Annotated in this window: 9 protein-coding genes; 1 reads left to right on the top strand and 8 read right to left on the bottom strand. The window is 66.9% G+C overall.

All coding sequences use genetic code 11. The annotated features are described in order from the left end of the window. The first annotated feature begins 37 nt into the window (after positions 1–37). Complete coding sequence (locus ACVMB0_RS13630; protein WP_456750337.1) at positions 38–481, top strand: DUF2147 domain-containing protein; 444 nt, start codon at positions 38–40, stop codon at positions 479–481. 51 nt (positions 482–532) lie between these two features. Here ACVMB0_RS13630 and ACVMB0_RS13625 read toward each other — a convergent pair whose 3' ends face one another. The 8 genes from ACVMB0_RS13625 to xylB all read right to left on the bottom strand — a co-directional run bounded on the left by ACVMB0_RS13625 (position 533) and on the right by xylB (position 11,374). Further along, positions 533–1,681, bottom strand: coding sequence for a DUF3095 domain-containing protein (locus ACVMB0_RS13625; RefSeq protein ID WP_461346584.1), 1,149 nt, complete (start codon positions 1,679–1,681; stop codon positions 533–535). A gap of 275 nt (positions 1,682–1,956) precedes the next feature. Then, positions 1,957–3,162: a zinc metallochaperone GTPase ZigA gene (gene zigA / locus ACVMB0_RS13620; RefSeq protein ID WP_461346583.1), complete on the bottom strand. Its 1,206-nt coding sequence runs from the start codon at positions 3,160–3,162 to the stop codon at positions 1,957–1,959. Between the two features lie 238 nt (positions 3,163–3,400). Next, positions 3,401–5,266: a molecular chaperone HtpG gene (htpG, locus tag ACVMB0_RS13615; RefSeq protein ID WP_461346582.1), complete on the bottom strand. Its 1,866-nt coding sequence runs from the start codon at positions 5,264–5,266 to the stop codon at positions 3,401–3,403. An 85-nt stretch (positions 5,267–5,351) separates the two neighbouring features. Beyond that, positions 5,352–6,158: an MBL fold metallo-hydrolase gene (locus ACVMB0_RS13610; protein ID WP_461346581.1), complete on the bottom strand. Its 807-nt coding sequence runs from the start codon at positions 6,156–6,158 to the stop codon at positions 5,352–5,354. 21 nt (positions 6,159–6,179) lie between these two features. After that, positions 6,180–7,127 carry an ABC transporter substrate-binding protein gene (locus tag ACVMB0_RS13605; protein ID WP_461346580.1) on the bottom strand — a complete coding sequence of 316 codons (948 nt, stop codon included), beginning with the start codon at positions 7,125–7,127 and terminating at the stop codon, positions 6,180–6,182. A gap of 70 nt (positions 7,128–7,197) precedes the next feature. Beyond that, positions 7,198–8,235 (bottom strand): ABC transporter permease subunit, encoded by a 1,038-nt coding sequence (locus tag ACVMB0_RS13600; protein ID WP_456750343.1) that lies wholly within the window; start codon positions 8,233–8,235, stop codon positions 7,198–7,200. Further along, the gene (locus ACVMB0_RS13595) at positions 8,228–9,751 is read right to left on the bottom strand and encodes a sugar ABC transporter ATP-binding protein (RefSeq protein WP_461346579.1); all 1,524 of its coding nucleotides are present in this window, start codon (positions 9,749–9,751) and stop codon (positions 8,228–8,230) included. Before ACVMB0_RS13595 ends, ACVMB0_RS13600 begins: the two co-directional genes overlap by 8 nt. Positions 9,752–9,928: 177 nt before the next feature. Continuing rightward, positions 9,929–11,374 carry a xylulokinase gene (gene xylB / locus ACVMB0_RS13590; RefSeq protein WP_461346578.1) on the bottom strand — a complete coding sequence of 482 codons (1,446 nt, stop codon included), beginning with the start codon at positions 11,372–11,374 and terminating at the stop codon, positions 9,929–9,931. Between the last annotated feature and the right edge of the window lie 14 nt (positions 11,375–11,388).

The following is an 11,388-nucleotide window of genomic DNA, read 5'->3' as shown; positions in this document are numbered from 1 at the left end:
TCGACTTGTTATGCAGGCCAACCTCTAGGGAACAGCCATGGCCTGCAAACTCGGATTCGTGATCGCCATCATCGCGACGGCACTCGCCGCGCCCGCCGCGCAGGCGCAGGGCGCGCCTGAGCCTGTCGGCGTCTGGCAGACCCAGGCGGGCGACGCCCGCGTCAAGATCAGCAAATGCGGCGGCGGCATCTGCGGCGTGGTGGTGAGCCTGCGCGAGCCGATCGATCCGATGACCGGCAAGCCGCAGGTCGACAACAAGAATCCCAATCCCTCGCTGGCCAACCGGCCGATCATCGGGCTGCCGCTGTTCTCCGGCATGCAGCCCGCGGCCGCGGGCAAATGGTCGGGCCATATCTACAATGCCGACGACGGCGGCACCTATGCGAGCAGCATCTCGGTGACCGGCGAGAGCACGCTGCGCGTCGAAGGCTGCGTCGGCGCGCTGTGCGGCGGCGAGACCTGGACGCGGGTCGGGAAGTAGTGCCTGACCGAACTCTGACAGCAAAGCGACTGCGTCCCCTCTCCCGCGAATCTACGCCGCGCGCGCCTTCAGCACGGTCGCGGCCGAGGCGTAGCCGCCGCGTGCGCCGTCGATGAAGTGGACGTGGTCGGCACGCATCACCGACGGGGTGAAGCAGGTCATCATCGCCGCATCCTGCTCGTGCAGGCCGTAGCGCACCACGCCCTGCGCGGCGGCGGCGACCAGCCGCTGCTCGAGCTCGGCGGCAAGCTCCGGCGTGCAATCCAGGATCATGCGCAGGCCGTCATCGAATTTGCGGAAGTCGGAGTTCTCGACCAGTTGCCGCACATAGTTTTTCGGCACGAACTTGCCGACCGGGATATTGAAGCGCATCAGCGTGTAGGCCCACAGCGTAAACGCGAGCACCGTGGCACGGCGCAGCGCGAGCGAGCCGCCGCGCCGCGCCCGCGCCTCGTACTCCATCCCCTGCGGCGGCCAGCGCAGCGGCGGGCCGCCCGGCGGCACCGGCCGGCCGGCATCGGGGCTTCTCTCGATGCGGACGACGATGTCCTCGATCACCTTGCGGAAGGCTGCGGGATCGGCGTCCTCCGCCGGCAGCACCAGCACCGACAGGATGACGCCGCGCGCGGACGGCATCACCTCGAAGCGGCAGGACAGGCCCGACAGATCGGGCTGCGTGCCCGGCGGCGCCGGATCGACCGCGAACTCGCCGCGCTTCATCGCGGCGTCGGCATAGGCGAGACCGCCGCCGGAGAACATCGCGTAGGACAGATTGGCCGACGGCCCGAACCGCGCGACGCGGACGTCGGCGCCCGCGGCGCGGATCGCGGCCACCGGCACCAGCGCCACCCGCAGCACCAGATCGAGATCGTCGCGAACCCAGCGCGCGGTCGCCGCCAGCGCCTCTCGCGCTCTGTCGAGATCGGCAGGAGAGACCGCAAAGCTTGCGCCATCACCGCCGAACACGAAGGGGAATTCGCGGCCATCGAGCGCATTGGTGACGGAAGCGACCACCGCGGCACCGGCCATGTTGACCGCCTTGTAGCGCTGCGCCGCGATCGCCTTGGTGGACTCCACAATATCGGCGACGCCGACCGTCCAGTCATCGGGCAATGGCGCATACAGCGCCGGATCCATCAGCCGCGCGAAGCCGCGAAACACCGGAATGCCGCCGTAGAAGATCTCGCTGCCGCCAGCCATCGCTACGCCGTGTTGTTTCCTTGCCCAGAGCAGACTCTGTATCAGATACGCGGCAGTTTGAGGCCGGGTTTTCCTCAGTCATTCCACCGTCTCCCTGAGGAGCGCGCCTTGGCGCGCGTCTCGAAGGGTCGACGGCCCGACTGCCGCCACGAACGGACGGTGCCCCGTGAAGATATCCGGGGCCGATTCATCCTTCGAGACGCGCTTCGCGCTCCTCCAGCGACAAAGGCGAAGCCTTTGCGCGGGGATGACGGAGATGGAGAGATGCGGCGACCTCACGCCGCCTCGCCGGCCCGTCGCCACGGCGGAAACGGATCGCGCAATCCTGCCCAGGCCTGCGGGTCCATGCCAGGTTTGCCGGTGACGAGGCAGGCGTCGAGACGACGGCGAATGTCGTCCTCGTCCATCCCGGAGCCGATGAAGACCAATTCCTGGCGGCGGTCGCCATAGAGCTCGTTCCAGCTTCGCTGCATCATGAGCTGCCAGTCCGGATGATCCGGCCAGCGCTCGCGCGGAATCGCCGCCCACCAGGAGCCGAGGCCTTCGGTGCGGACGATGGCGCCGGCCTGGCTCAGCTCGCCGCACCAGTCCGGGCGCGTCGCGATCCAGAAATGGCCCTTGGCGCGGATCACCCCGCCCCAGCTCTCGCGCAGGAAGCCGTGGAAGCGCACCGGATCGAACGGGCGCCGCGCGCGATAGACGAAGCTCGTGACGCCGTATTGCTCCGTCTCCGGCACATGCTCGGCAAAGCCGTACAGCTCCTTGTGCCAGAGCGGATGCTGCTGCGCGCGCTCATAGGCGAAGCGGCCGGTATCGAGCACGCGGTCGAACGGGACTTGCGCAAAATTCGCTTCGACGAGGTCGGCCTCGGGATTGAGCGCGCGCACGATGGTGCGGGCAGCTTCGCGCTGCGCAGGCGTCGCGGCGTCGATCTTGTTCAGCACGACAACGTCGGCGAACTCGATCTGCTCGACCAGAAGGTCGACCAGCGTGCGCCGGTCGCCGTCGAGCGCCTCGCCGCGCTGGCTGAGGAAATCGGTCGAGGCGTAGTCCTTCAAGAGATTGGCGGCGTCGACCACCGTGACCATGGTGTCGAGCCGCGCGACGTCGGACAGGCTCTCGCCGTCTTGATCGCGAAACTCGAAGGTCGCGGCGACCGGCAGCGGCTCGGAGATCCCGGTCGATTCGATCAGCAGATAGTCGAAGCGGCCGCTCTCGGCGAGCGCGCGCACCTCCTTCAGGAGATCGTCGCGCAGGGTGCAGCAGATGCAGCCATTGCTCATCTCGACCAGCTTCTCGTCAGTCCGCGACAGGTTCGCACCGCCATCGCGCACGAGGTCGGCGTCGATGTTCACCTCGCTCATGTCGTTCACAATCACCGCAACCTTCAGGCCGTGGCGGTTGTTCAGGACGTGGTTCAGCAAAGTGGTCTTTCCAGCCCCGAGGAAGCCGGACAAGATGGTGACGGGGAGTTTTTGCATCGAGATCAAACAGTTGCTGGAGGGATGGACGGCGGCGGGACATGCGGCATTCGCTTGATGTAATGTTATAACATAACATCAACAGCCGCAGCGCTTGTCAAGCGCCGAAGTGCGGCGCGCGATCAGCTTTGCCGTTGTCACAGATGCGTAGCCCGGATGGAGCGCAGCGCAATCCGGGGCCGCACGATCTGCCGATCGACCCGGATTGCGCTTCGCTCCATCCGGGCTACGGTTGCCCCTACTTCGCCAATCCGCGCAGCACGAGCTGGTTGATACGACCGGCGAACGCGGCGGGATCGTCGGGCATCTCGCCGTCGAGGATCTGCGCCTGCTCGAACAGCAGCAGCGACAGGTCCCTGGCCTGCGCGGTGTCGGTCGCGAGCGCCGCGACCAAGGGATGGCGCAGGTTGATCTCCAGCACCGGCTTGGTGATCGCGCCGCGATTCTGCTGGGCCAGCAGCCGCTCCAGCGCGCGGTCGCGCGCGTCGCCGCCGGCGACGAGGCACGATGCGCTCGCGGTCAGCCGCTGCGAGGCGCGGACATCGGATACGCGCTCGCCGAGCGCATCCTTGATCACCGCGATCGTGGTCGCGGCATCGGCCTCGGGCTGGTCCTTTTTCTCATCGGCCTTGTCGTCGACGAGCGGGATCAGGCCGAAATCGATATCGCCCTGGCTCAGCGACTTCAGCGGCTTGCCGCCGAAATCGATCGGCGCCGAGGTCCAGAACGCATCGACCGGATCGGTCAGGAGCAGCACTTCGATGTCGCGGGCACGCGCCGATTCCAGCTTCGGGTTCGACTTCAGCCGCTCGATGCTGTCGCCGACCAGATAGTAGATCTCGGTCTGGTTCGGCTTGAAGTCGTCGACAATTTGCTTCAGCGAGCGGTTCTCGCCCGAGGTCGTGGTGAAGCGAGCCAGCGCCAAGAGCTTCTCGCGGCGCTCGAAGTCTTCCCACAGGCCTTCCTTGATGACCGGGCCGAACGCGTCCCAGATCTTTGCAAACGTCTCCGGCTCCTTTTCGCCGAGCGTCTCGAGCTCGCCGACGACGCGACCGGTGACCGCTTTGCGGATCTGCGCGAGCTGCGGATTGTTCTGCAACATCTCGCGCGAGATGTTGAGCGGCAGGTCCTCGCTGTCGATCACGCCGCGGATGAAGCGCAAGTAGGCCGGCAGCAGCTCGGCATCATCGGCGATGAAGACGCGGCGGACATAGAGCTTGACCTTGCCCTTGCGCTCGACCTGGAACAGGTCGAACGGCTTTTGCGACGGCGCGAACAGCAGCACGGCATAGGACTGCCGGCCCTCGGCGCGGTAATGCAGCGTCATCGCCGGCTCGTCGAAGGCGCCCGCGATCTGCTTGTAGGCCTGCGCATAGTCTTCCGGCTTGAGCTCGGATTTCGAGCGCTGCCACAGCGCGCTCGCCGAGTTGATCTGGCGCAGCTCGCCCTCCTCCGGCACCAGCAGGATCGGGAACTGGATGTTGTCGGAATATTCGCGGACGATGCGCTCGATCTCGTAAGCCTCGAGATATTTGGCGGCGTCCTTTTTCAGATGCAGCACGATCTCGGTGCCGCGCGCGACCCGCTTGGCCGCTTCCTCGCTGGCGGGGGCGATCTCGAACCCGCTGCCGCCTTCCGACGACCACACCCACACGTCATCGGAGCCGGCGCGGCGGCTGGTCACGACGATCTTCTCGGCGACCATGAACGCAGCATAGAAGCCGACGCCGAACTGGCCGATCAGATTGGCGCCGTCCTTGGCTTCGGTCAGCTTGGACAGGAACGATTTGGTGCCGGAGCGCGCGATGGTGCCGAGATTGTCGATCAGCTCGGCCCGCTCCATGCCGATGCCGGTATCGACCACGGAGAGCGTGTTGGCCGCCTTGTTCGGGATGATCCGGATCTCCGGCGGCGTGCCGTCGGTGATCAGGCCGGGATTGGCGATCGCCTCGTAGCGCAGCTTGTCGCAGGCATCCGACGCGTTCGAGATCAATTCGCGCAGGAAGATATCGGTCTCGGAATAGACCGAATGCACCATCAGGTGCAGCAATTCGGCAACCTCGGCCTGGAACGGCTGGGATTCGGCGGCGGCAGTGCTGGTCATGCGGAAACTCGGACAAACCTCAGGTGGCGGGAAAGCCCTGATATAGCGCGATCATGCCGGCTGGCAAGCCGAGCGCGGGGAACCGTCAGTCCGAGATCGCGGCGATATAGCGCTCGACCGAACGGTCGAACGCCGCCTTGGCATCGGCAGCGATGTTCTTGCCCCACCAGGCGCCGTAGATCCGATCATACGCCAGCGGTTCGACCGCCCGCGCGATGCGGCGGACCGCCGACGCATTGAGCGGGATGTAGTTCGGATAGGAATACATGAAGCTGACCGAGCGGCGGTCCATCGCGACCATCGCGATATCGCCGGTGAGCAGCGCACCGCGCCCGTCGGCGCCGTTGCGCCAATGCAGCATGGTGGCGCCGGCGAAATGTCCGCCGGCGCGCAGCAGCACAATATCGTCGGAGACGCGGTGGCTGTCGCCCTGCCACGGCACGATCGACCGATAGGGCCGCGTCACCCATTGCGCGTCGTCGCCGTGCAGATAGACCGGCGCATCGCCGAACGCCGCGCTCCAGTCGGCGACCGCGCCATAATAATGCGGATGCGAGATCGCGATCGCCTTCAGGCCGCCGAGCGATTTGACATGCGCGATCGCCTCGGCCGTGGCCAGCGGCACGCAGTCCCACATCACGCAGCCGCCGCGATCCGGCACCAGCAGCGCGCGCTGCCCGATCGCAAAGGACGGCTCGAGCGCCAGTCCGACGAGGCCGAGATCGTCGCGCCAGACCAGCCTATGCCGCTGCGCGAGCTCCTCGCGGGTCAGCCACGTCTGCCCTTTCCAGTTCACATATTGCCGCTCGTCTTCGCAGATCGGGCAAGCCGGCGGCGGCGCCGCGGTTTCGGGAAATTGCGCGCCGCATTGTTCGCAGGTCCAGAGGGGCATCGCTGATCGTCTTTCGTATTGCTATTGCGAACGGTTCGAGGTCCAGCCCTTGTATTCGGCGATGTTGTCGCGCGTCACGAGCTTTGATGGCAACAGCTCGACGGTCGAGGCAGGCTTCTGGCCGTTGAGCAGGCCGACGCCGATCTGCACGGCGCGGCGCGCCATGAAGAACGGATCCTGCGAGGAGGACGCCTGGATTTGCGGCGAGCCGGGATCCTTGAGCGCGGCCTCGATGTCGGGAGCGCCGTCGACCGCGGTGATGACGATGCCGCTGCGGTTCTGCTGGCGCGCCGCGAGGTCGGTACCGATCGCCTGCGGATCGTTGATGGCGAAGATGGCGTCGATCTTGGCGAAGCGGGTCAGATAGCCCTGCGCCACGGTGAGGCCGCCTTCGCGCGAGCCCTTGCCGTCCTGGTCGCTCGACAGCACCTTGATGCCCGGGTTCTTGCCGAACACGTTCTTGCAACCGACGACGCGGTCGATCACCGCGGAGACCTGCGGCCCGTTCTCGATGATCACGTCGCCCTTGCCGCCGAGCTTGTCGACGATGTATTGGCAGGAGATCTCGCCGGCCTGGACGTTGTTGGTGGTGACCGTGGCATCGGCGCCTTCGGCCGCGGTGTCGACGGCGACGACGATGATGCCGGCGGCCTGCGCCTTCTTGATCGCCGGCCCGACGGCCTTGGGATCGCCGGGGTTGAGCAGGATCAGATCGACGCCGGCGGCGATGAAATTGTCGATCTGGGTCACCTGCTTGCCGAGATCGTATTCGAAGCCGACCGTGGTGATCTTGACGTTCGGGTTGGTTTTCTTCGCCTCGAACTCGGCGCCCTTCGACAGCGCAACAAAGAACGGGTTGCCGAGCGAACCCAGCGAGATGCCGATCGCCTTCAGCTCCTTGGCCGAGGACGGGGCGGAACTCAAGACGAGCGCGACGGCGGCGCCGGCAAGCGAGATCGACTTCAACATTGGCTTCCTCCCTGGTCTGCTTGAAGCTCCGCCACGTCGACCAGTGATCGCGACGGACTGTTGTTGTGCCTCAGGTACGCGCCGAGCCCTGCAACCGGTAGCGGTCGAGCGCCACCGCGCCGATGATCACGAGGCCCTTGATCACATATTGCCAGACGTCGGAGACGCCGGTGAGGATCAACCCGTTCGACAGCACGGCGATGATCAGCGCGCCGACCAGCGTGCCCCAGATCGAGCCGATGCCGCCGACAAAGGAGGTGCCGCCGAGGATCACGGCGGTGATCGCGTCGAGCTCGTAGGACTGGCCGAGCTGCAGGCCGTTGGCGGCATAGAGCCGCGCCGCCTGCATGGCGCCGCCGAGACCGGCAAGCAGCCCCGACACGCCATAGACAAAGATCAGCACCGCCCAGACCTTGATGCCGGCAAGACGGGCTGCGCTCTCATTGCCGCCGACCGCGTAGATGTGCACGCCGAGCACGGTGCGGCGCAGCACCAGCCAGGAGACCAGGATCACGAGCAGCGCGATCACCCAAAGCCAGGGGATCGAGAGCACGCCGGGAATGAGCGTCAGCGAACCGTTGCCGATGAAGGCATAGGGAATCTCCGAATTGAACACCGTGGTGTCGGCGCCCAAAAGGCGCGCCACGCCGCGCACCGCGGTGAGCGAGCCCAGCGTCACGATGAAGGGCGGCAGCCGCAGCAACGCGATGAAGCCGCCATTGAGGATGCCGAAGATTGCGCCCGTGAGCACCGCGGCCGGCAACCACAACGCGCCGAAATCGGGAAACTTGGAGATGATCAGCCCGGCCATCGCCGAAGCCGCCAGGATCGAGCCGACCGACAGATCGATGCCGCCGGTGAGGATCACGAAGGTCATGCCCGCCGCCAGCACGGTGTTGACGGCGGCCTGCTGCACCACGATGCCGAGATTCTGCGCGGTGAAGAAGCGCCCATCCGACAGCAGATGAAAGCCGATGCACAGCAGCACCAGCACCGGCAGCATGCCGGCCGAACGGATCAGCAGCCGCGTGCGCTGACGCCGCGTCTCCTGCGCAGCGACGAGGCCGACCGCGGCGGTGGCCTTTGCGGAAGCCCCGTCATCAGGCATCGAGCTGCTCCATTCCGGTTGCGAGCGCCATGATCTGCTCCTGGTCGAGCGGCGCTGCCGTCGTCCGCTTGATCTCGCCGGCAAGCAGCCCGGCGCGCATCACGATGACGCGGTCGCAGATGCCGATGATCTCGGGCAAATCGGATGAGATCACCAGCACCGCGGTGCCCGCCTTGGCAAGGTTGTCGATGATCGAATAGATCTCGGACTTGGCGCCGACATCGACGCCGCGCGTCGGCTCGTCGAGGATCAAGACCTTTGGCGTCGTCGCAAGCAGGCGCGACAGCAGCACCTTCTGCTGGTTGCCGCCGGAGAGGCCACCGGCCGCAACGCGGATATCCGCGGCGCGGATGCCTAACGCAGCGAATGCCTTGCTGGCGCGGTCGCGCGCCTTGTCGCGATCCAGGATGGCGCCGAGCCTGGCATCGCGGCCCAGCACCGCGAGATTGATGTTGTCGAGACAGGACATGTCCAGGAACAGGCCGAGCGCCTTCCGGTCCTCGGTGAGGTAGGCAATGCCCGCCTCGAGCGCCTCGCCGGGGTTGCGGATGTCGACCGCGCGTCCCTCGATCTCGACATGGCCGGCGGTCTTTGCCGCCGCGCCGATGATCAGATGCGCAAGCTCGGTGCGGCCGGCGCCGACCAGTCCGGCGAGGCCGACGACCTCGCCGGCATGCACGGTCAGCGAGCAACCCTTGACGCGCCGTCCGTCGGCGAGGTCGACGGCCGCGAGCATGGGCGCGCCGTGCATCGCGCGCGGATCATGCTCCTTCTTGTAGAAGGACGAGACGTCGCGTCCCACCATCAGGCGGACGATGGTGTCGGCGCGGATCTCCGGCTTGTCGAGCGAACCGACCAGCGTGCCGTCACGGAGCACCGTGACGCGGTCGCCGAGCGCATAGACCTCATCCATGCGGTGCGAGATGTAGATGATGGCAAGGCCCTCGGCGCGGAGCCGACGGATCAGGCCGAACAGCCGCTCGCTCTCGCCGGCCGACAGCGCCGTGGTCGGCTCGTCCATGATCAGGATTTTCGAGCGGGCGTGCAGCGCGCGGGCGATCTCGACCAGCTGGCGCTGGCCCATCGACAGACCGGCCACCAGCGTCGAGGGGGCGAAGTCCGCGCCGAGCCGTTCGAGGATCGGGCCGACGGCGGCCTCCATGGCCTCGCGCGCCAGCATTCCGAACCGCGAGACTTCGCGTCCGAGATAGATGTTCTGCGCCACGCTGAGATTGGGCGCGAGCGACAGCTCCTGGTAGATGATCGAGATGCCCGCCGCACGTCCGGCATGCGGGCCGTTGAAGCTCACGGGCTTGCCCTCGATGCGGATCTCGCCGCCCGGATCGGGCCGGTAGGCGCCCGACAGGATCTTCATCAGCGTCGATTTGCCGGCGCCGTTCTCGCCCATCAAAGCGTGGATTTCGCCGGGATAGACCGTGAGGTCGACGCCGCGCAATGCCTTGATGCTGAAGAAAGACTTGGAGACCCGGCGCATCTCGAGGATCGGGTCGCTCATCCTGCCTCCCCACTGCCGACGACGTTGCGCCGCACCCGCAAGTTGTGTTCGTTCCTTGCGCGCGTGGGCGCATTAAACAAAAGGCCGCTGCGTAGGGCAATACCTTCCGATGATCACAAGGCTGGAATCGGATTCGTTTGCGGAACCCGAGTTGCGCTGCTGCCGTTCAGCGTCTCATCAGTGTTCCGGCCGGTACAGGCTGCGCCATTTCGGCAGCCGTTCGGCATAGGCCTCGGCGAGCGCACGGTCGGGCTCGAACGTCTCGACGCGGGCCGGCGCGGTGCAGACGGCCTCGATCGCCTCGCCGCTGACGGCAAGGCGTCCGAGCCGCGCGGCGCCGAACGCGGCCCCGGTTTCGCCATCGGCAAAGCGATGCACCGGAATGTCGAGGACGTTGGCGAGCACCGCAAGCCAGAACCGCGAGCGCGAGCCGCCGCCGATGGCATCGACTGCGGTGATCGCCACGCCGCTATCGGCAAGCACGTCGAGGCAATCCGCCAACGCGAAAGCGACGCCTTCGAGCACCGCCTGCACGATCGCGTCGCGATCGGTGCCATGGCTGAGGCCCTCGAGCATGCCGCGCACATCGGGATCGTCATGCGGCGTGCGCTCGCCGGACAGATAGGGCAGGAAGCTGACCGGCGACGGCGCCGTCGGCTGCGCCCCGAGCGGCGCCAGCAGTTCGGCTTCGGGAGTCCGCAGCAACCGCGCGATCCAGGCCAGGCACGACGCTGCCGAGAGGATCGCGCCGGCCTGGATCCACATCCCGGGAACGGCATGACAGAAGGTGTGCACGGCGCGCTCGGGGTTGGCGGCGATCGTACCGGTCGGCGCCAGCAGCGCGCCGGAGGTTCCGAGCGAAACGAAGGCTGCGCCCTGGCCGATCGCGCCGATGCCGATCGCGCCCGCCGGATTGTCGCCGGCGCCGCCGGCGATCATCGGCCGCCTGGTCATGCCCCAGCGCTGCGCGAGCTCGCTCAACAGCCGCGCCGACGGCGCGCAGCCCTCGACGAGACGCGGCATCTGGCGACGCGACAGGCCGGTCGCGTCCAGCGCCGCATCGGACCAGTCCCGCCGCGCCGCATCGAGCCACAGCGTTCCCGAGGCATCCGAGATATCCTCGATCGCCTCGCCGGTCAGCACCAGGCGCATATAGGCTTTCGGCAGCAGCACCAGTCTAGTGGCCGCGAATATCTCCGGTTCGTGCCTGGCGACCCACAGCAGCTTGGGCGCCGTGAAGCCCGGCATCGCCTTGTTGCCGGTGGTCGCACGCAACGCCGGCCAGCGCCGCTCCAGCTCGCCGCATTCCGCAGCCGAGCGCCCGTCGTTCCAGAGAATGCAGGGCCGCAACGGCTTCCAATTCGCGTCCAGCAGCGTCGCGCCGTGCATCTGGCCGGACAGGCCGATGCCGTCGACTGCAGCCAGCTCGGCCGAATGATCCGCCTTCAGCGCGTCGAGCGTCGCGAACGCGGCGTCGATCCACTGCGCCGGATCCTGCTCGCTATGGCCCGGATACGGCGAGGCGACAGTCAGCGATTGACTGCGGCTCGCCACCACGCGCTGGCCTGCGTCGACCAGCACGGTCTTGACCGCCGAGGTACCGAGATCGATCCCGAGATACATGACGCCTCGTGTCT

The sequence above is a fragment of the Bradyrhizobium sp. USDA 4451 genome, assembly GCF_054822585.1.
The sequence above is the reverse complement of the archived record's forward strand: the minus strand, read 5'-3'. Positions and strand labels throughout refer to the sequence as shown.